Source organism: Pseudonocardia thermophila (assembly GCF_900142365.1).
Classification (GTDB): Bacteria; Actinomycetota; Actinomycetes; order Mycobacteriales; family Pseudonocardiaceae; genus Pseudonocardia; species Pseudonocardia thermophila.
Genome location: NZ_FRAP01000001.1, coordinates 328,726 through 347,727 on the forward strand (window position 1 = coordinate 328,726; position 19,002 = coordinate 347,727).

Here is a 19,002-nt window from a genome sequence, read left to right on the forward strand (position 1 = left end):
GGGGCTGCGAGGTAGCAACCGGGCTTCAGTCCGCCAGAGCCCTCAGCCGCGGAACCACGTCCTCCGCCAGCTGCGTCAGGAACCGCTCCTGGTCGTGCCCGGGCCCGTGGAACACGAGGTGGTTCAGCCCCGCGTCCAGGTACGGCTTGATCTGCGCGACGGCCTCGTCCGGGTCCGACGTGACGATCCACCGCTTCGCCACCTGCTCGATCGGCAGCTCGTCCGCCAGCCGCTCCATCTCCACCGCCGACCCGACGCTGTGCTTCTGCTCCGCCGTCAGTGACAGCGGCGCCCAGAACCGGGTGTTGGCCAGCGCGGCGTCGGGGTCCCGGTCGTACGACAGCTTGATCTCGATCATGCGGTCGACGTCGTCGAGCTTCTTCCCGGCTGCTTCGGCGCCCTCGGCGACGGCGGGCATGAGCTTCTCGGTGTAGAGGTCCATGCCCTTGCCCGAGGTGCAGATGAACCCGTCGCCGACGCGTCCGGCGTACTTCGCCATCTGCGGGCCGCCGGCGGCGATGTAGATCGGGATCGGCTGCTCGGGCCGGTCGTAGATGTTCGCGTCGACGGTCTTGTAGTACTCGCCGTCGAAGTTGACGTTCTCACCGGTCCACAGTTCGCGCATGAGCCGGATGGCCTCGCGCAGCCGGGCGTAGCGCTCCTTGAACTCCGGCCACTCCCGCCCGGAAACCGCGATCTCGTTGAGCGCCTCACCGGTACCGACGCCGAGCATGATCCGGCCCGGATAGAGCAGTCCCAGGGTCGCCCAGGTCTGGGCGAGCACCGCCGGGTTGTACCGGAAGGTGGGGGTCAGCACCGAGGTGCCGAGCATGATCCGCTCGGTCCGCTCCCCCACCGCGGTGATCCAGGCGAGCGCGGACGGCGCGTGGCCGCCGTTGTGCCGCCAGGGCAGGAAGTGGTCGGAGACCACCGCGGAGTCGAGGCCGAGCTCCTCCGCCCGCACCCCGAATTCGACGAGCTCGCGCGGCCCGAACTGCTCCGCCGACGCCTTGTACCCGATCCGCAACGACACCGTGAAACCGTCCTTCGTCCGTCCGGCCGATCCGCCTCGGATGTCAACCACCCGCGCCGGACCCGCATGATCCGCAGCGTCCAGTCCCTCGGTGGGGTTCAAGGCATGGACGGCTGCGGCCATTCCCTGTCGGCCGATGATCTCATCGAGACGCGCCGTGCGCAGGTCCGCTGCGCCGTTCGTCACCCTCCGAGAAGCGCCGATCCGAGCGCGGTGCGGCGGTGGCGGACCTCGCGACCGGCCCGCCGCGCGACGGCGAGCCCGGCCGCGCGCAGCACCCGCAGGTGCTCTGACGTGCTCGGAAGCCCCAGGCCGACCCGCCGGGCGAGCACGGAGGTGGATGTCTCCTCGTCCAGCGCCGCGAGCAGGCGGGCCCGTGAGGCGCCGATGAGCGCAGCCAGGGCGTCCGGCGTCCTGACCTGGCCAGGTGGCCACAGCGTGCCGACGCCGCGGGCCGGGTAGACGACGGTCGGCTGCCACGGCGGGTCAGTGACCGCCACGGTGTCCGGCCAGGTGAACACCGTCGGCATGAGGACCAGGCCGCGGCCGCGGACGTCGGCCGAGCGGCCGTGGTGCCGTCCGCTGAACGCGAGGACACCGTCGGCCCAGGTGATCGAGGGGTGCAGACCGGCGAGCACCGCGGCGAGCCCGTCGGCGGCCAGCCGGGCGGCGCGGTGAGCGATGTCGGACGCGAGGAGATCGTCGATCGCGGTCCAGTGCGGCCGCACGAGGTGCTCCCAGCACGCCCGCTGCGCGGCGACGATGCGCTCCAGGCTCGCAGCGGGGTCGGGGAGCAGCGCCCGCAGCCCGTCCCGCACCGCTTCCGACGAGCCGGGCGCTGTGAGCGCCCGTTCCAGCTCCGCAGCGACGACGTCGAGCGGGGTCGCGGCGACCGCAGCGAGGTCGTCGTCGATCGTCGTCGTGGGCCCGGCGGGGATCGGGACGAGGAAGTCGGGCTGGTAGCCGTGCTTCGGCAGGAGCGGTTCCAGCGTCCGCAGGGCGTCCGCGCAGGCCGCGGTGTCGACGGCGCGCAGCCAGTGCAGGTGGTGGACCTGCCGGCGGGGTTCCCGCATGGTCCGCGCGGCCTGGATCGTCTCCCACATCGGCGAGCGGGCGAACCGGATCGCGGTGACGTCGACGGCGCCGAGTCGCAGGTCGAGGGCCATGTTTCGATCCTGGCCGAAGCGTTTCGCGCGCGCAGCCGGTCCGTCGAGACTGCGGTCGTGTCCTCCTACCGCGGCGTGCTGCGCAACGCCGAGTTCCGCGCGGTGCTCGGCGCGCACGTCCTGACGATGCTCGCGATCATCCTGGCCGACGTGGCGCTGGCCGTGCTGGTCTACCGGCGCACCGGCTCGCCGCTGCTGTCAGCCGTGACGTTCGCCGTCGGGTTCGTGCCCATGGGGATCGGTGCGGTGCTGCTCGGCGGGATCGGCCGATCCCGGCCCGCGCGCGATGTGCTGGTGACCACCGAGCTGGTCGTCGCCGGGCTGATCGCGCTCATGGCGGTGCCGGGCACCCCGGTGCCGCTGCTGCTCGCCCTGCTGGCGGTGAAGGGCTTCATCGATCCCGTGTTCACCGGCACGCGCACCGCCACCCTGCCGGAGATCCTCGGCACCGACGGGTTCCCGTACGGCCGCTCGCTGCTGCGGATGATCGGCCAGAACGCCCAGCTGGTCGGGTTCGCCGCGGGCGGGTTCGCGCTCGTGTTCGTCACGCCGGCCCACGCGCTGCTCGCCGCCGCGGCCGGGCACGCACTCGCCGCGCTCGTCCTGCTCGTGGGCACCCGGCGGTACGCACCGGTGACGGTGGACGGCCCCATGCTGGCCGTCCTGCCCGAACTCCGAGCCCTGCTGGCCATCCGCGGCATCCGGCCGGTGCTCGCGATGATGTGGCTGCCCGGCTTCTTCGCGGTGGCACCGGAGGCGTTGGCCGTGCCGTACGCGCACGAGTCGGGTGGCGGCTCCGCGGCGGCCGGTCTGCTCCTCGCCGGGATCCCGGTCGGCGCGGTGCTGGGTGAGCTGCTCGTCGGGTCGCTGCTGCCCGCCGCGCGGCGCGTTCAGCTGGTCGTCCCGCTCGCTGCGGCGACCTTCGTGCCCGTCCTCGGCTACGCGGCCGGGCCGCCGGTGCCGGTGGCGCTCGGCCTGCTCGTCCTGGCCGGGTTGGGTGCGAGCCACCACATCGGGCTCGACCAGATCGCCGTCGCGGCGATCCCCGAGCACGCCCGGCGGCGGAGTTTCACGCTGCTGGGCGGCGGCATGATGGTCAGCCAGGGCCTGGGCTTCGCCGCGGCCGGGACGCTCGCCGAGCACCTGCCGATCACGGTGGCGGTACCCCTGACCGCTGCCACCGGGATCGTCGCCGTCCTCGCCGTGGGGCACGTCCTCGTCAGGTCGGTCCCGCCTGCCCGGCCCTCCCGCCTACGCTGAGCCCGTGCTCCCCGAGACCGCCGCCGCCCCGCTCGACGTCCTGCGCCGTGTCTTCGGCTACGACTCCTTCCGGGGCCACCAGGCGGAGATCGTCGAGCACGTCACGAACGGCGGCGACGCGCTGGTGCTCATGCCCACCGGCGGCGGCAAGTCGCTCTGCTACCAGATCCCCGCGCTGGTGCGGCCGGGTGTGGGCGTGGTGATCTCCCCGCTCATCGCCCTGATGCAGGACCAGGTGGACGCGCTGCGGGCGCTCGGCGTGCGTGCCGGGTTCCTCAACTCCACCCAGACCCCGGACGAGCGCACCCTCGTCGAGCAGGAGTTCCTGGCCGGCGAGCTGGACCTGCTCTACCTGGCCCCGGAGCGGCTGCGCGTCGAGTCGACGGTGCGGCTGCTGGACCGGGGGAGGATCGCGCTGTTCGCCATCGACGAGGCGCACTGCGTGTCCCAGTGGGGCCACGACTTCCGCCCCGACTACCTCATGCTCTCCCACCTGCACGAGCGGTGGCCGGACGTGCCCCGGATCGCGCTCACCGCCACCGCGACGCCCGCCACGCGTGCGGAGATCGCGGCCCGCCTCGACCTGGAGGACTCCCGGCACTTCGTCTCCAGCTTCGACCGACCGAACATCCAGTACCGAATCGTGCCGAAGGCCGAGCCGCGCAAGCAGCTGCTGGAGCTGATCCGCACCGAGCACGCCGGTGATGCGGGCATCGTCTACTGCCTGTCCCGCCGGTCGGTGGAGCAGATCGCGGAGTTCCTCGTCGCGCAGGGCGTCCCGGCGCTGCCCTACCACGCCGGCCTGGACGCGGCGGTGCGCGCCGAGAACCAGTCCCGGTTCCTCCGCGAGGACGGCGTGGTGATGGTGGCGACGATCGCGTTCGGCATGGGCATCGACAAGCCCGACGTGCGGTTCGTCGCACACCTGGACCTGCCGAAGTCGGTCGAGGGCTACTACCAGGAGACCGGCCGGGCCGGTCGCGACGGACTGCCGTCCACGGCGTGGCTGGCCTACGGCCTGGCCGACGTCGTCCAGCAGCGGAAGATGATCGAGGACTCGGAGGGCGACCGCGCGCACAAGCACCGACTCACCCAGCACCTCGACGCGATGCTGGCGCTGTGCGAGACCGTGCAGTGCCGCCGGGTGCAGCTGCTCAACTACTTCGGCGAGCAGGCCGAGCCGTGCGGCAACTGCGACACCTGCCTGGCCCCTCCCGAGGCGTGGGACGGCACGATCGCCGCGCAGAAGGTGCTGTCCACGGTGTTCCGGCTCGACCGCGAACGGGGCCAGCGGTTCGGGGCCGGGCACATCATCGACATCCTGCTCGGTAAGCACACCCCGAAGGTGGAGCAGTTCGACCACCAGAGGCTGTCGGTGTTCGGCGTCGGCACCGAGCTGTCCGAGGCCGAGTGGCGCGGCGTGATCCGCCAGCTCGTCGCGCGCGGGATGCTCGCCGTCGAGGGCACCTACCAGACGTTCGGCCTCACCGAGGCCAGCCGCCCGGTGCTGCGCGGTGAGCAGAAGGTGATGCTGCGCCGCGAGCCGAAGCGGGTGCCGCGCACGCGCACCGCCCGGTCGGCGACGCCGCAGGCCGACCTACCCGCCGAGGCGGTGCCGGTGTTCGAGCGGCTGCGGGCGTGGCGCGCGGCCACAGCGAAGGAGCAGGGCGTGCCCGCCTACGTGATCTTCCACGACTCCACGCTGCGCGAGATCGCCGCACGGATGCCCGCGGATCTGGCCGCACTGAGCCGGATCAGCGGGATCGGGGAGAACAAGCTCGCCAAGTACGGCGAGGGGGTGCTCGCCGCGCTCGCCGGGTGAGCGTCAGGTGCGTGCCCTTCCCGCCGCGTTGCACCGCAGGCTGCGAACCACCTCGCCCCCGACTGGCTCGCCCCGGGGACCACCTCGACGTGGGTGCGTACTCAAGACGGGCAGGGCCCCGCGGTCGGGGAGCTAGTATACGAACGGGCGCGGGATCGAGCCCTCGGAGGCATCGGTCGTTCTGCACCCGGCGAGGGCGGCCCGCTCGCGGCCTCCGGCGCCACGACGATCGGCGGCCGGCTCCCGCTCAACCCCTCCGGGGGTCTGGAGTCGAAGGGGCACCCGCTCGCCGCGACGGGCCTGGCCCAGATCTACGAACTCGTCCAGCAGCTGCGCGGCGAGGCCGGGGCGCGTCAAGTGGAGAACGCGCGCATCGCGCTCGCCGAGAACGGTGGTGGGTTCTACAACGGCGAGGAGGCCGTCTGCGCGATCACGATCCTCGCCGCCGGGTGACCGCTCGATGGTCGCTACGCGCCCGAGCCGGTGGCGAGGGCACGGCCGAGCAGGTGGCCGGGCTGGGTTCGGGCACACCGCCGCGGGTCGTCGTCACGCCTAGGGCAGGGGTTCTTGCACCCCCAGCCCAGCCGCTGGCCCACGCGGACGCTCCCCCACCGCTCGGCGTGTGGATCGGCCCATCCGGGCCGAGGCCTGTCCCGTTTCGCCCGTCGACGCCTGCATTCCCGGAGTGAGCAGCTACGACGATCGACGCCTCAGCGCCCCGGCACGACCGGATGCCGGGCCGGCGAGCCCTGCTGGGTGCCGTGGCTCACACGTCGACGGTCGCCGCGCACCACCAACCCTCGTCCCTGGGCTCGCAGCGCAGGTCGTTCAGGGTGACCGCCTTGGGCACGGCACCCACGACCTCGACCTCCCGCACCGGCGCGACCTGCAGCCGCAGCTCGACGCCCCCGGGGCCCGCGGTGAGCTCTGCGCCGCACGGCACCACCGAGCGGGTGTCCAGCAGGTAGATCACCTCGTCGAGCACCGCCGCCAGCAGATCGTCGTCGTCGGTCGCGTCGAGGTGCGTGGTGATCGTGTCCGCCGGGGTGGCGTCCGCCGTGACGGCGAACGTCGCGACGAGCCCGGACACCGCTTCGACCAGGCAGTCCTCCCGGGTCGGCCCCCACGCCTCGATGCGGACGTCGGCGGTGTGCTCGACGGCGCGGTGCCCGCGAGCAGTCATCCCTTCACCACGCCCAGCGGGACCAGGCGGGCCACCGCGCGGCACAGCCCGGCGCCCTCCGCCGCCGCGACGACCGCGTCGACGTCCTTGTACGCCTCGGGCGCCTCCTCGGCGAGGCCGCGGGCGGAGGCGCCGCGGACGGCGATGCCCTGGCCCTCCAGCCGCTTGCGCAGCGCACCGCCGGTGATCGCGCGCGCCGCCTGCTTGCGGCTCTGCACCCGGCCGGCGCCGTGGCAGGTCGAGTGGAAGGCGCCGCCGCCGACGACCCCGCGCAGGACGTAGGAGGCGGTACCCATCGAACCCGGGATGAGCACCGGCTGGCCCGCGTCGCGCAGGGCGGGCGGCAGATCGGGGTGCCCCGGTGGCAGAGCGCGGGTGGCGCCCTTGCGGTGCACGCAGAGCCGGCGGCGTTCACCGCCGATCTCGTGTTCCTCGATCTTGGCGAGGTTGTGCGACACGTCGTACAGCAGGCTGAGCCGCTGCCCGGTGACGCGTTCGAACACGTCGGAGGCGGCCTCGGCGAGCAGCTGGCGGTTCGCGCGCCCGTAGTTGGCGGCGGCGGCCATCGCCCCCAGGTAGGCGCGCCCCTCGGGGGACTCGACCGGGGCGCACGCCAGCTGGCGGTCGGGCACGGAGATCCCGTACGCGCGCATCGCGCGATCCATGATCCGCACGTGGTCGGTGCAGATCTGGTGACCGAGTCCGCGCGAGCCGGTGTGGATCATCACGCACACCTGTCCGGGCGCGAGCCCGAAGGCCGCCGCGGCGACGTCGTCGAGCACCTCGTCGACCGCCTGCACCTCCAGGAAGTGGTTGCCCGACCCCAGGCTGCCGACCTGCTCGAGGCCGCGCTCGACCGCACGGGCGCTCACCTGACCGGGATCGGCGCCCGCGAGGACCCCGCCGTCCTCGCACCGCTCGAGATCGCGGTCCTCGCCGTGGCCGCGCTCCACCGCGTACCGCGAACCGCCCAGCAGCACCCGCTCGAGCTCGGCACGGCCGGACAGCTGCCAGACCGCGCCCGATCCCGCGCCCCGCGGGACCGCGCGGTCCAGACCGTCCATCACCCGCTCGATCGGCAGCTCCGAGCGGTCCAGGTCCGCGGTGAGCAGCCGCACGCCGCACGAGATGTCGAACCCGACCCCGCCCGGCGACACCACCCCGCCGCGCTCCACGTCGGTCGCCGCGACGCCACCGATCGGGAACCCGTAACCCCAGTGCACGTCCGGCATCGCGTAGGAGGCCTCCACGATGCCGGGCAGCGTCGCGACGTTCACCACCTGCTGCAGGGACCCGTCCTCAGCCGGGTCGGGGAGCAGCTCGTGCGAAGTGAAGACGACGCCGTCCACGCGCATGTCCCCCTGCGCGGGCACGCGCAGGCGGAACGGGGCCTCCTCGACGACTTCCACGTCCACTGCCTTCGGGATCCCCATCAGGTCCTCCCGTACGACATCGTAGGCAGGTAGCCGCCGGATGAGCGGTGGACGCCCATGCGGGCAATAGGGTGCGCGCATGAGGCAGGGGATGCTCACGCTGGAGCAGCTGCGCGCGCTGGTCGTCGCGGGCGACGTCGACACCGTGCTGGTGGCCTTCACCGACGGGCAAGGGCGGCTGCAGGGCAAGCGCTGCGCGGCGGCCCACTTCCTGGACGAGGTCGTGCCGCACGCGGCGGAGGCCTGCACCTACCTGCTCGCCGTCGACGTCGAGATGAACACCGTCCCCGGATACGCCATGTCGAGCTGGGAACGGGGGTACGGAGACTTCGTGCTGCGCCCCGACCTGTCCACGCTGCGGATGATCCCCTGGCACGAAGCGACGGCGCTGGTGCTGTGCGACGTCGTGTGGGGTGACGGCGCACCCGTCGCCGCATCGCCCCGGCAGATCCTCGAGGGGCAGCTCGACCGGCTCGCCGAGCACGGCCTGATCGCCGACGTCGGCACGGAGCTGGAGTTCATGCTGTTCGCCGACACGTTCGAGGCCGCGTGGCGGGCGAACTACCAGGACCTGCGGCCCGCCAACCTCTACAACGTCGACTACTCGCTGCTCGGCACCGCCCGCGTCGAGCCGCTGCTGCGCCGCATCCGCAACGGCATGGCCGGCGCCGGCATGATCGTCGAGTCCGCGAAGGGCGAGTGCAACCTCGGCCAGCACGAGATCGCCTTCCGCTACGCCGACGCCCTCACCACCTGCGACAACCACTCCATCTACAAGACCGGGGCGAAGGAGATCGCCGAACAGGCCGGGATGTCGCTGACGTTCATGGCCAAGTACGACGAGCGCGAGGGCAACTCCTGCCACATCCACGTCTCGCTGCGCGGCGACGACGGCAACGTGTTCCCCGGCGCCGGCGAGCACGGCTTCTCCCCCGTCTTCGAGCACTTCATCGCCGGTCAGCTCGCGTGCCTGCGCGAGCTGACCTACCTGTACGCGCCCAACGTCAACTCCTACAAGCGCTACGCCGACGGCTCCTTCGCCCCGACCGCGGTGGCGTGGGGGCTGGACAACCGGACGTGCGCGCTGCGGGTGGTCGGGCACGGGCCGGCGCTGCGGGTGGAGAACCGGGTGCCCGGCGGCGACGTGAACCCCTACCTCGCGGTCGCCGCGATCATCGCGGCCGGCCTGCACGGCATCGAGAACGAGCTGCCGCTCGACCCGCCGTGCGAGGGGAACGCCTACCGCAGCGACGCCCCGCGGGTGCCCTCCACCTTGCGTGAGGCCGCGGAGCTGTTCGCGGAATCCGCCGTGGCCGAGTCCGCGTTCGGAAAAGAAGTAGTCGATCACTACACGAACGCCGCCCGCGTCGAGCTCGCCGCGTTCGACGCGGCGGTGACGGATTGGGAGCGTAGGCGTGGTTTCGAACGGCTTTGAGTTGACCGAGAACGAGACGAGGCCGCTGATCGGCATCACCGCGTACGGCGAGCGGGCGCGCTACGGCGTGTGGGACCACCGGACCGTCCTGCTGCCCTTCACCTACCCGGACTCGGTGATCGCCGGAGGCGGTGTCCCGGTGCTGATCCCGCCGCTGGTCGCCGCCGCGCCCGCGGTCGACCGGCTCGACGCCGTGGTGATCTCCGGCGGGCCCGACGTCGATCCGGCGCTCTACGACGCCGAGCCGCACCCGCACACCGGCCGGCCGCGGCCCGAGCGCGACGCCGCCGAGCAGGAGATCATCGAGCGGGCGCTCGACCGCGGCATCCCGGTCCTCGCGGTGTGCCGCGGCCTGCAGCTGCTCAACGTCGTCCTGGGCGGCACCCTCCACCAGCACCTCCCGGACGTCGTCGGCCACCACGGGCACAACCCGACCCCCGGAGTGTTCGGCGAGGTCGAGGTCGCGCTGGAGCCGGGCAGCCGCGTCGCGGCGGTGCTGGGCACGAGCGTGCGCGGGCAGTGCCACCACCACCAGGCCGTCGACCAGCTCGGCAAGGATCTCGAGGTCACCGGCCGGGCCGCCGACGGCACGATCGAGGCCGCCGAGCTGGCCGGACGCCCGTTCGTCGTCGGTGTCCAATGGCATCCCGAGCAGGACGATCCGCGGCTCTTCGGCGCGTTGGTCGCCGCGGCTCGAGAGAGGACACGCACGTGAACCAGGCACCCACCACCCCGGCCCCGGCGACGTGACGCCGTGAGCGGCCGTCGAAGCCGCAGCGCCGCGACCGACCGGCTCCTCCGGTACGGCCCGGCGCTGGCCGCCGCCGGGGTCCTCGGCGGCCGCTACGCGCTGGAGACCCTGCGGCACCGCCGCGAGGACGGGCACGGCTACCGCCTGCGCGGCGAGGTGCTCGACGTCGGCTCCCCCGGCTTCCTCCGAGCCGCCGAAGCGCTCACCGCGGCGCCGATCTCCGCCGGCAACGACCTGGAGCTGCTGATCAACGGGGACGCGATCTTCCCGGCGTTCCTCGCCACGATCGCGAACGCGCAGAAGACCATCAACCTGCTCACGTACGTGTACTGGCAGGGCGAGATCGCCGAGCGGGTCGCCGCGTGCCTCGCCGAGCGCGCCCGGGCCGGGGTGCAGGTCAACGTGCTGCTCGACGCGTTCGGGACCGCGAAGATGGAGCGGCGCCTGCTCCGGCAGCTGGCGGACGCGGGAGCCTCGGTCGCGATCTTCCGGCCGCTGCGCCCGTACGCCCTGGGTCGGACGAACAACCGGACGCACCGCAAGATCCTGGTCGCCGACGGGGCAGTCGGCATGATCGGTGGGGTCGGCATCGCCACCGAGTGGACCGGAGATGCGCAGGATCCGCAGCACTGGCGGGACACCCACGTCAAGGTGCGGGGGCCGATCGTGCGCGGGCTGCAGGGCGCCTTCGCCGAGAACTGGCTGGAGGCGACCGGAGACGTCCTGGTGGGGCCCGATCACCTGCCGGCCCTCGAGCCCGCCGACGGCGCCGGGAACATGCAGCTCGTGCGGTCCTCCGCCGGGGTCGGGGACACCAACGCCGAAGCGTTGTTCTTCCTCGCCGTCGCGTGCGCCCAGCAGTCGCTCGACCTCACCAGTGCGTACTTCACGCCCCGGCCCGCGTTCGTGGAGGCTCTGGTGGAGGCGGCGCGGCGGGGAGTGGCGGTGCGGGTCCTCGTTCCTGGTCGCTACACCGACAAGGAGAGCGTGCGGCAGGCGGGCCGGGCCGTCTACCGCACACTGCTCGACGCGGGGGTGCGGATCTTCGAGTACGAGCAGACGATGCTGCACGCCAAGACGCTGACGGTGGACGGCCGGTGGTCGACGATCGGGTCGGTCAACTTCGACAACCGGTCGTTCCAGTTGAACGACGAGGCGACGCTGTGCGTGCAGTCCGAGTCGTTGGCGGATCAGCTGACGCGGCAGTTCGAGAAGGACCTCTCGGTGTCGCGGGAGATCCTGGGATCGTCGTGGAACCGGCGCGGGATCATCGACCGGGCTCGAGAACGAGCGGCCGTCCTCCTGCGGCGGGAGCTGTAGGTCAGCCGGGGCGTTGCCGCGGAGCCGCCGGGGCGCTGGGCCGTTCGCGACGATGTGCGCGAGTCCGCGGACGCGCCGGCCACCGGCGCGCCGTGCAACGGCGCGAAGCCGGTGACCGGCGCGGCGCCTCAGCCGGCGGGCTCGAGCCTGCGCAGCATGCCCGGCAGCGCCTGGGCGTGCACGACGGCGAGCCGCTGCGTGGCGCGGGTGAGGGCGACGTAGAGGTCGTTCGCGCCGCGCGGGCTGTCGGCGAGGATCTCCGCCGGCTCGACGAGCACGACCGCGTCGAACTCCAGGCCCTTCGCCGCGCTGATGGGCAGCACGACGACGGGTTCCTCGAGGTCGACCTCGCCGGTGGGGTCGGTCGCGGGGGCGCCGATGCGCTCACGCAGGGCGTCGACCCGGGCGATCGGGGCGAGGACTGCGGTGCGGCCGTCACCGATCTCGGCCGACTCCTCCATGACGACCTTGGCGACGGTGTCGTCGATGGTGGCGGGTTCGGCGGCGACGGCGCGGGGCGGCACGCCGGTGCTGCGGACCGAGCGCGGGGGCTTGAGGTCCGGGTTGATCACGGCGAGGACGTCGTCGGCGACGGCGGCGATCTCAGCGGGAGTGCGGTAGTTGACGGTGAGCTGCTCCAGCCGCCAGCGGTTCGCCACGTACGGGCCGAGCGCGTCCTGCCAGGAGGAGGAGCCGGCCAGGTCTCCGGTCTGGGCGATGTCGCCGACGATCGTCATGGAACGGGTCGGGCAGCGGCGCATGATCAGCCGCCACGCCATCGGCGAGAGCTCCTGGGCTTCGTCGACGATCACGTGGCCGTAGGTCCACTCGCGGTCGGCAGCGGCGCGTTCGGCCGTCGACTCCCAGCGGCGCATCGCCTGGCGCTCGGCGAGCCGGTCGGCGTCGATGACGTCGGTGGCGCGCAGGAGCTCGGGATCGAGGTCCTCCTCGAGGTCCAGGACGTCGAGCACGCCCTGGGCGTAGCTGATCTCCTCGCGCAGCGCCTCGGCCTCGCGGGCGGCGGCCTCGGAGCCGTCGTCGCCGAGCAGCTCCGCGGCCTCGTCGAGGAGGGGGACGTCGGCGGGCGACCACACGGTGGACGGGTCGGCGTCCGGAGCGGGGCGCTCGCGGAGCAGCTTCCTCCGGTCCTCCGGGGGCAAGCGGCGGGCCACCGAGTTGAGCCGCTTCTCGTCGGCGAAGAGATCGATCAGGAGCTCCTGCGGCGAGAGGGTCGGCCAGAGCTCGTCCAGCGCGCGCGACAGCTCCTCGCTCTCCTCCAGCTCCTCGCGGATCTCGGCGAGATCGGTCGAGTCGAGCAGGCCGCGGGCGCCCGCGGCGTCGCTGATGGAGCGGGCGACCTGCTCGGCGAGCAGGCGGATCGCCTCCTTGCGGAAGATGCGCCGCGCCTCGTTGTGCGGCTTGCGGGAGCGGCGGGCGCGGGTGCGGGCGGCGCCGATGACGTCGCGGTCCAGCCGCACCTCCTGCTGGTCGATCACCAGCCGGATCGGCTTGCGCGGCACCTGCTGGCGATCGCGGACGGCCGCAGCGATGACGGCGGCCATGTCGATGCGCCCCTTCACCTCCGCGACCTCGACGGGCTCCTGGCGGCGCGCATCGAGGTTCGGGAACAGCTGCCCGATCGTGCCCAGCACGACGCTGGTCTCCCCCAGCGACGGCAGCACCTGACCGATGTAGCGCAGGAACGTCGGGTTCGGCCCGACGACCAGCACACCGCGGCGGGCCAGCCGGTCGCGGTGCGTGTAGAGCAGGTAGGCAGCGCGGTGCAGCGCGACCGCGGTCTTGCCGGTGCCGGGGCCGCCCTGCACCACGAGCACGCCGGACGGCTTCGAGCGGATGATCGCGTCCTGCTCGGCCTGGATCGTCGCGACGATGTCGGACATCCGCCCGGTGCGGCTGGCGTTCACCGCAGCCAGCAGCGCCGCCTCGCTGGTGAGCCCGCTGCGGGAGGCGTTCGCCGCGGCCGGGTCGTCGATGTCGAGGACCTCGTCGTCGATCCCGATCAGCTCTCGCCGCCGCGTGCGCAGGTGGCGGCGCCGCCGGATCCCCTCCGGGGACGCGGCGGTCGCCGTGTAGAACGGGCGCGCCGCGGGGGCGCGCCAGTCCATCAGCAGCGGCTCGTACTCGTTGTCCTCGTCGAGCAGGCCGAGCCGGCCGATGTAGCGGCGCTCCCCCTCCTCGGTGTCGAGCCGGCCGAACACCAGCCCGTGCTCGGCCGCGCGGAGCGCCGCGAGGCGGTCGGCGTACATCGCGGCCGCCGCGTCGCGCTCGGTCAGCGCCTGCGGCGTGCCGACGGTCTCGTCCTGCAGCACCGACTGCAGCCGCCGCGCCGTGTCCGCGCGGCGGCTGTCGAGCTGCTGGTACAGCATCTCGACGTAGGCACGCTCGTGTTCGAAACCGTCGTCCTGCACGTCGTCGTCAGGGGTCGTCTGAGGGGTACTGCTCTTCGCCACCGGCCCGTTCACACCTTCACGCCGTCGCTCCAGGACGCAGACGGTCCAACCTACCAGCGGTACGGACCGAGTGCCGCGGGCGTACCGATCAGCCCGGCCCCGTCAGCTGCCGGGGTGCCGCGCCCGCGGAGCACGGCCGTACGGCTGCTCCACCGGCTCCACCGGCTCCACCGGCGGGATCGGCATCGACACCGGCTCGTCCGCCAGCGCCACCGGCTCACCGTGGTGCATCAGGCGCATCGGCGGGCCGTCGACCAGCCGGTACTCGGCCTCCTCCGCGGTGAGCGTCACCCGCAGCTTGCGGCCGTGCCAGCACAGGCCGAACGAGATGCGGGTCAGCGCGGGCGGCAGCCGCGGCGCGAACGAGATGCCGGTCTCGTCGCAGCGCATGCCGCCGAAGCCGGTGACGATCGCGGTCCACGTGCCCGCCATCGACGCGATGTGCACGCCGTGGTCGGAGTTGCCGGCCAGGTCGTGCAGGTCGATCAGGGCCGACTCGGCGAGGTAGTCGTAGGCCAGGTCGAGGTGCCCGGTCCACGCCGCGATCACCGCTTGCGTGCACGCCGACAGCGACGAGTCCCGCACCGTGATCGCTTCGTAGTAGGCGAAGTTGCGGCGCATCTGCTCGAGGCTGAACACGTCCGGCCGCAGCTGCATCGCCAGCACGAGGTCGGCCTGCTTGACGACCTGCTTGCGGTACAGGTCGAAGTACGGGTAGTGCAGCAGCAGCGGGTACTTGTCCGGCGGGGTGTTCTCGAAGTCCCACACCTCGTGGTGGGTGAAGCCCTCCGACTGCGGGTGCACCCCCAGCGCCTCGTCGTACGGGATGCGCATCGCCTTCGCCGCGTCCCGCCAGCTCGCCATCTCCTCGGCGTTGACGCCCAGCCTGTGCGCCTCCCGCGAGTGGCGGGCCGCCACATCGGCGGCGACCAGCAGGTTCAGCTGCGCCATGAGGTTGGTGTAGACGTTGTTGTCGACGATCGCGGTGTACTCGTCCGGGCCGGTCACCCCGTCGATGCGGAACTCGCCCGAGGCGTCGTGGTGGCCCAGCGACCGCCAGAACCGGGCGGTCTCGACGAGGAGCTCCAGCCCCACCTCGCGCTCGAAGTCGACGTCCCCGGTGGCCGCGACGTGCCGACGCACCGCGTCGGCGATGTCGGCGTTGATGTGGAACGCCGCGGTGCCCGCCGGCCAGTAGCCGGAGCACTCGTGCCCGCGGATCGTGCGCCACGGGAACGCCGCCCCGAGCAGACCCAGCTGCGCGGCCCGCTCCTTCGCCAGCGGCAGGATCGACTGCCGCCAGCGCAGCGCGTCCGCCGCCGCGTCCGGCAGCAGGAACGACATCATCGGCAGGCTGAACGTCTCGGTGTCCCAGAACGTGTGCCCGTCGTAGCCCTCGCCGGTGAGCCCCTTCGCACCGATCGCGCGCCGCTCCGCGCGGGCCATCGCCTGCAGCACGTGGAAGATCGCCAGCCGCACGGCCTGCTGCAGCTCGGCGTCGCCGTCCAGCTCGATGTCGGCGACGCTCCAGAACTCGTCGAGGTACTCCCGCTGCTCGGCGAGCAGGCCCTCCCAGCCGGTGTAGCGGGCGGCCGCCAGCGCGGCCCGCACCTGGTCGTACAGGGCGGGCTGGGACCGGCGCGACGACCAGCCGTACCCGAGGTACTTCACGATCGACAACGTCTGGCCCGGCTCCAGCCGCGTGATGACGGTGGTGCGCGCGATGTCCTCGAACGCCTCCGTCGAGATCGACGTGCCCTCGGGTCCGTACACCTCGTGGTCCATCGCGGCGGCCATCCGCAGCCCGGACTGGCGGGTGCTGTGGATCAGCGTCGCGCTCGTCTCACCGGCCCGGAAGAACTCCGACACCAGCGGATCGGTCAGCGCCGCCTCCACCCGCGGGTCACCGCCCGACCGGGCCGGCATCGCCTCGTTGGCGACCAGCTCGCTCTGCACCACCAGCAGCGCGGGCGCGTCGAGCACCTCGACCTCGTAGCGGATCGCCGCGATCGCCCGCTGGGTCAGCGACACCATGCGCACGCTGCGCACCTTCACCGTGCGCCCGGCGGGCGAGACCCACTCCACGTCGCGGGTCAGCGTGCCCGCGCGCATGTCCAGCACCCGCTCGTGGTGGTGCAGCTCGCCGTAGCGCAGGTCGAACGGCTCGTCCTCCACCAGCAGCCGGATCAGCTTGCCGTTGGTGACGTTGATGATCGTCTGGCCGGACTCCGGGTAGCCGTAGCCGCCCTCCGCGTACGGCAGCGGCCGCTTCTCGTAGAAGGAGTTCAGGTACGTCCCGGGCGTGGCGTGCGGCTCCCCCTCGTCGAGGTTCCCGCGCAGCCCGATGTGCCCGTTCGACAGGGCGAACACCGACTCGGTCTGCCCCATCGCCGCCAGGTCCAACTTCGGCTCGCGGACCTGCCAGGGCTCGACGAGGAACGGGTGGACGTCCGGGCTCATCTCTCCTCCAGCAGCTCAGCGAGATCCTGCACGACCACCGTGGCCCCGTGCGCACGCAGGGCGTCGGCCTGCCCCAGCCGGTCGACCCCGACGACGAAGCCGAACTCGCCCGCCCGGCCCGCCTCGACGCCGGCCAGCGCATCCTCGAACACGACCGCCGCCGCCGGCTCGACCCCCAGGTCGGCCGCCGCGGCGAGGAACGTGTCCGGCGCCGGCTTGCCCTTCAAGCCGCGCTGCTTCGCGGTCACCCCGTCCACGCGGTGATCGATGTACTCGGTGAGGCCGGCGACCTCCAGCACCTGCGCGGCGTTCGCCGACGACGACACGACCGCCGTGGCCAGACCTGCTTCCTTCACCGCCTGCAGATAACGCACCGAGCCCGGGTAGACGTCCACCCCGAGCGTCCTGATCTTCTCCTGGACCAGGTCGTTCTTCTTCGTCGACAGCGCGGTGAGCGTCTCCGCGTCGGGCGGGTCGTCCGGCCCGCCCACAGGAAGCTCGATCCCGCGCGAACGCAGGAACGAGTCGGTGCCCTCGATCCGCGGCTTCCCGTCGACGTAGCGGCCGTAGTCCACCTTCACGTCGAAGGGGCGGAACTCGGTGCCCTCGCGCTCCGCACGGGCCCGCAGGTAGTCATCGAACATCTGTTTCCACGCCGCTGCGTGGACGCTGGCGGTGTCGGTCAGCACACCGTCGAGGTCGAAGAGACACGCACGCGTGTCGTCGGGCAGCCCGAGCATGCGCGAACGGTACCGATCAAGCCCGGGCGAACACACCGAGGGCCACACCGATGGCGGTGTGAGGTCACACGGTTGCCCCCAGCGGAACCGCGGTCACCACGACCGGATCGCGATCACCTGCGCGGACGTGCAGCTCAGCGCCGGCGCCGACGCGGACCGCGGTCACCTTCAGCAGCCCGCCCTCCGGCAGCGGCTCGATGTCGCGCTGCACCGCCGCGCGCACCGCGTCGATGAGCGCCATCGGGCTCACCGACAGCCCGTGCAGCTCCTGCGGCACATCGATCTCCACCTGCAGGCGCGCGCCGAAGCGCGCCTGCTCCAAGGCGAGGTAGCCGCGGACGGCGTCGAGCTCGGTGCTCAGGCGGGTCCGGGAGTCACCGGGCTGGTCGGCGGCGCGGGAGAGATCAGCGAAGCCGAACAGCAGCTCGCGGGCCCGCATGGGATCGGTGCGGATGAGCGCCGCGATCGTGTTCAGCGCGTTGTAGACGAAGTGCTGCTCGAGCCGGCGCGGCGACTCCGCCTTCCGGGGCGGGGGCGGCGCGGCCTCCGGTTCCGGTTCCGGCTCCGGTTCGCCCCGAGCGTCGGGTTCGGGCTGGGGCTCCGCCGGTGGGGTCAGGTCCGTGCTCGGCGGCTCCGGCCGGGCCCACCGCGCGGACGCGGCGGCCGGACCGTGCAGGTCGGCGGGATCGAGCCGCTCGGCCCGGTCCACCAGACCCAGCCAGCGCGGCAGGCGCAATCGGCCGTTGGCGGCGAACCCGGTGAACTCCACCTCGCCGACCAGCTCCGGCGCCACCCAGACGGCGTGCCGGGCCACGTCGTCCGGCACCGTCCCGGAGAACGGCGAGAGCGGGCGGCGCCGGCGCACCAGCACGGAGAGGCGGCGCCGCTCCTCCCCGGTCACGCCCACGCGACCGACGTAGCGCAACCCGCCCGCGCCGTCCGGGATGCCGAGCAGCAGGCTCGCGATCGTGTCCGGGCGGCGCACATCGGTCGGGGTCCAGCCGCCCACCACGACCTGCCGCACCCGCGGCACCGGCACCTTGACCCACAGCGGCGAGCGTCCGCCCGGCCGGTAGCGGGCGCCGAGGTGGCGGGCGTGCAGCGCGTCGACGCCCTTGGCCTCGGCGATGCGCAGCATGGTGTCCAGCTCCGACAGCGGCAGCGGCGAAGTGCTCCAGACGGGGGCGGTGTCGAACCCGAGCCCGTCGAGCAGGGCGCGGCGATCGCGGTAGGGCAGGTCGAGGGTGCTGTGCCCGTCGAGCCACAGCAAGTCGCACACCTGGTAGTCGACGGGGACGCTGCGGATGTGCGCCTCGCTCGGCCGGTGCAGGCCGCTGCGCTTGGCCAGGCGGCGGGCGCGCGGGGCGTGCTCCTCGCCGCGGGCGACCACGGTGCCGTCGAGCACCATGCCGCGCGGCGGGCTGTGCCGCTCCAGCGGCTCCGCCAGCTCCGGGTAGGTGGCCGTCATCGACACGGCGTTCGCGGACAGCAGCCGCACCCGCTTCCCGGGCTCGCGGGTGGGGTCGACGTAGGCGATGCAGCGGTGCCCCGTCCAGGCGAGCTCCACCACCCAGTCGGGGCCGGCCGGGGGCTGGCCGGAGCCCGCGGACACGTGCATGGGCGCCACCAGGTCTGGCACCCCCTCCGGCGCCGTACGGCCCGCCACGCGCCCAGGGTAAGGCGTGCCCTGGACCACTCCCGCGGTCAGGAGGCCCGCGGAGCGGCCCCAGGGTCCGCGGCGTCCGCGCCGGTCACCGGCCGGCCGGTCACCGACTCCGCCATCTCGACGACCCGCTGCAACCATCGCTTACCCCGGATGACCTGCGCGACGTCGGCCGCAGCCAGCCGGGACACCGGTTCGTCCGCGGGGGCGCCTCCGGGAGCGCCGTGCGGATCCTGCGCGCCTGACATGGCCCCGGAGTACCCCG

At 73.0% G+C, this 19,002-nt stretch carries 15 protein-coding genes; 6 read left to right on the top strand and 9 right to left on the bottom strand.

The annotated features are described in order from the left end of the window. Positions 1–25 precede the first annotated feature (25 nt). Both fgd and BUE41_RS01615 read right to left on the bottom strand, forming a co-directional pair. Positions 26–1,033, bottom strand: coding sequence for a glucose-6-phosphate dehydrogenase (coenzyme-F420) (gene fgd, locus BUE41_RS01610; RefSeq protein WP_073454995.1), 1,008 nt, complete (start codon positions 1,031–1,033; stop codon positions 26–28). 182 nt (positions 1,034–1,215) lie between these two features. Next, a complete protein-coding gene (locus tag BUE41_RS01615) occupies positions 1,216–2,199 on the bottom strand; it encodes an ArsR/SmtB family transcription factor (RefSeq protein ID WP_073454996.1) in 984 nt (327 codons plus the stop codon). A 57-nt stretch (positions 2,200–2,256) separates the two neighbouring features. Here BUE41_RS01615 and BUE41_RS01620 point away from each other — a divergent pair, with 57 nt between their 5' ends. The 3 genes from BUE41_RS01620 (at position 2,257) to BUE41_RS01630 (ending at position 5,734) form a co-directional block, all read left to right on the top strand. Then, the gene (locus tag BUE41_RS01620) at positions 2,257–3,459 is read left to right on the top strand and encodes an MFS transporter (RefSeq protein WP_073454997.1); all 1,203 of its coding nucleotides are present in this window, start codon (positions 2,257–2,259) and stop codon (positions 3,457–3,459) included. A 4-nt stretch (positions 3,460–3,463) separates the two neighbouring features. Further along, positions 3,464–5,281, top strand: coding sequence for a DNA helicase RecQ (gene recQ / locus BUE41_RS01625; RefSeq protein ID WP_073454998.1), 1,818 nt, complete (start codon positions 3,464–3,466; stop codon positions 5,279–5,281). 93 nt (positions 5,282–5,374) lie between these two features. After that, positions 5,375–5,734 carry a thiolase C-terminal domain-containing protein gene (locus tag BUE41_RS01630; protein WP_200803707.1) on the top strand — a complete coding sequence of 120 codons (360 nt, stop codon included), beginning with the start codon at positions 5,375–5,377 and terminating at the stop codon, positions 5,732–5,734. 313 nt (positions 5,735–6,047) lie between these two features. Here the strand turns inward: BUE41_RS01630 and BUE41_RS01635 are convergent, their stop codons facing one another. Beyond that, the gene (locus BUE41_RS01635; RefSeq protein ID WP_073454999.1) at positions 6,048–6,464 is read right to left on the bottom strand and encodes an archease; all 417 of its coding nucleotides are present in this window, start codon (positions 6,462–6,464) and stop codon (positions 6,048–6,050) included. Further along, positions 6,461–7,897 (bottom strand): RtcB family protein, encoded by a 1,437-nt coding sequence (locus BUE41_RS01640; protein ID WP_073455000.1) that lies wholly within the window; start codon positions 7,895–7,897, stop codon positions 6,461–6,463. The genes BUE41_RS01635 and BUE41_RS01640 overlap by 4 nt, the downstream gene beginning before the upstream one ends. Before the next feature lie 79 nt (positions 7,898–7,976). Between BUE41_RS01640 and BUE41_RS01645 the strand changes: the two genes are divergently transcribed. The 3 genes from BUE41_RS01645 to BUE41_RS01655 are packed head-to-tail and all read left to right on the top strand — an operon-like array spanning position 7,977 to position 11,403. Beyond that, complete coding sequence (locus BUE41_RS01645) at positions 7,977–9,332, top strand: glutamine synthetase family protein (protein WP_073455001.1); 1,356 nt, start codon at positions 7,977–7,979, stop codon at positions 9,330–9,332. A 1-nt stretch (position 9,333) separates the two neighbouring features. Next, positions 9,334–10,047, top strand: coding sequence for a gamma-glutamyl-gamma-aminobutyrate hydrolase family protein (locus tag BUE41_RS01650; protein WP_073455002.1), 714 nt, complete (start codon positions 9,334–9,336; stop codon positions 10,045–10,047). 39 nt (positions 10,048–10,086) lie between these two features. After that, positions 10,087–11,403, top strand: coding sequence for a phospholipase D-like domain-containing protein (locus tag BUE41_RS01655; RefSeq protein ID WP_073455003.1), 1,317 nt, complete (start codon positions 10,087–10,089; stop codon positions 11,401–11,403). Between the two features lie 128 nt (positions 11,404–11,531). Here the strand turns inward: BUE41_RS01655 and BUE41_RS01660 are convergent, their stop codons facing one another. The 5 genes from BUE41_RS01660 to BUE41_RS30620 all read right to left on the bottom strand — a co-directional run bounded on the left by BUE41_RS01660 (position 11,532) and on the right by BUE41_RS30620 (position 18,985). Further along, the gene (locus BUE41_RS01660; RefSeq protein ID WP_407691641.1) at positions 11,532–13,874 is read right to left on the bottom strand and encodes a HelD family protein; all 2,343 of its coding nucleotides are present in this window, start codon (positions 13,872–13,874) and stop codon (positions 11,532–11,534) included. A 102-nt stretch (positions 13,875–13,976) separates the two neighbouring features. Next, positions 13,977–16,334 (bottom strand): glycoside hydrolase family 65 protein, encoded by a 2,358-nt coding sequence (locus BUE41_RS01665; protein WP_073455005.1) that lies wholly within the window; start codon positions 16,332–16,334, stop codon positions 13,977–13,979. Continuing rightward, positions 16,331–17,074 carry a beta-phosphoglucomutase family hydrolase gene (locus BUE41_RS01670; protein WP_073455006.1) on the bottom strand — a complete coding sequence of 248 codons (744 nt, stop codon included), beginning with the start codon at positions 17,072–17,074 and terminating at the stop codon, positions 16,331–16,333. Before BUE41_RS01670 ends, BUE41_RS01665 begins: the two co-directional genes overlap by 4 nt. 64 nt (positions 17,075–17,138) lie before the next feature. After that, the gene (locus BUE41_RS01675) at positions 17,139–18,740 is read right to left on the bottom strand and encodes an ATP dependent DNA ligase (protein ID WP_159444837.1); all 1,602 of its coding nucleotides are present in this window, start codon (positions 18,738–18,740) and stop codon (positions 17,139–17,141) included. 38 nt (positions 18,741–18,778) lie between these two features. Continuing rightward, on the bottom strand, positions 18,779–18,985 hold the full coding sequence (locus tag BUE41_RS30620; protein WP_159444838.1) for a hypothetical protein: 207 nt from the start codon (positions 18,983–18,985) through the stop codon (positions 18,779–18,781). Positions 18,986–19,002: the final 17 nt, after the last annotated feature.

Excerpts from the sequence above, each read along its gene's own strand:
- BUE41_RS01640 (WP_073455000.1), bottom strand. The coding sequence starts at position 7,897 with ATGGGGATCCCGAAGGCAGTGGACGTGGAAGTCGTCGAGGAGGCCCCG.
- BUE41_RS01635 (WP_073454999.1), bottom strand. The coding sequence starts at position 6,464 with ATGACTGCTCGCGGGCACCGCGCCGTCGAGCACACCGCCGACGTCCGC.
- BUE41_RS01615 (WP_073454996.1), bottom strand. The coding sequence starts at position 2,199 with ATGGCCCTCGACCTGCGACTCGGCGCCGTCGACGTCACCGCGATCCGG.
- BUE41_RS01665 (WP_073455005.1), bottom strand. The coding sequence starts at position 16,334 with ATGAGCCCGGACGTCCACCCGTTCCTCGTCGAGCCCTGGCAGGTCCGC.
- BUE41_RS01670 (WP_073455006.1), bottom strand. The coding sequence starts at position 17,074 with ATGCTCGGGCTGCCCGACGACACGCGTGCGTGTCTCTTCGACCTCGAC.
- BUE41_RS30620 (WP_159444838.1), bottom strand. The coding sequence starts at position 18,985 with ATGTCAGGCGCGCAGGATCCGCACGGCGCTCCCGGAGGCGCCCCCGCG.
- BUE41_RS01645 (WP_073455001.1), top strand. The coding sequence starts at position 7,977 with ATGAGGCAGGGGATGCTCACGCTGGAGCAGCTGCGCGCGCTGGTCGTC.